The organism is Vibrio genomosp. F10 str. 9ZD137 (assembly GCF_049974785.1).
Lineage (GTDB): Bacteria > Pseudomonadota > Gammaproteobacteria > Enterobacterales > Vibrionaceae > Vibrio.
In genome coordinates this window covers 1-768 of sequence record NZ_JBNGCJ010000147.1, presented here as the reverse complement: position 1 = coordinate 768, position 768 = coordinate 1, and the positions used below count along the sequence as shown (strand labels likewise).

The window sequence follows — 768 nt, the reverse complement described above, 5'->3', positions numbered from 1 at the left end:
CTGCCGCTGATATCATGGGCGGTGATTGGCTTACCGCCCAACATTATCGTTTTGGAACTTCTAGCTTGCTGGTCGACTTGCTCAAAACACTTGGTGCGAAACCTCAGATGAAGCAGGGAGATTATTGATGACACGTAAAGCAGTCGTACTTGTCCTTGATTCGTTAGGTGTTGGCTGTACGCTAGATGCGGCGTCGTTCAACGATCAAGGAGCGAACACGCTTGGGCATATCGCTGACTGGCGTGCATCTAGTGATGTGCACTTTGCGCTTGAGTTGCCCAACTTAACGGCACTGGGCCTGGGCAAGGTACTTTATGCCGCTTCCCACAATGACAGGCTCGACTCTGATATTGAGATAGATGAGCGAGCCAGCTTTGGCTACGCGACACCGATGTCTACAGGAAAAGATACCACAAGTGGTCACTGGGAAATGATGGGGGCGCCCGTAGAGTTTCAGTGGGGGCAGTTTAGCGATAAGGACAATAGTTTCCCCTACGAGCTGCTTAAGCGCATCTATGATGAGACGGGTTTACTGACTTCGTTAGGTAACTGCCACTCTTCTGGTACCACCATTATTAACGAGCTTGGTGAAGAACACATTTGTACCGGAGCACCAATTTTTTATACCTCGGCGGATTCTGTATTTCAAATCGCCGCTCATGAGGCGTATTTCGGGTTGGACAGGCTTCTCTCTTTGTGCGAGAAGGTTCGAGAAATATTGGATGACTACAATATTGGTCGTGTTATAGCCAGACCCTTTATCGGCGC

Annotated in this window: 1 pseudogene; it reads left to right on the top strand. The window is 49.3% G+C overall.

What is annotated here, in order from left to right:
- Positions 1 to 127 precede the first annotated feature (127 nt).
- Positions 128 to 768: pseudogene (locus ACP45E_RS01905) on the top strand (phosphopentomutase); the annotation flags it as partial.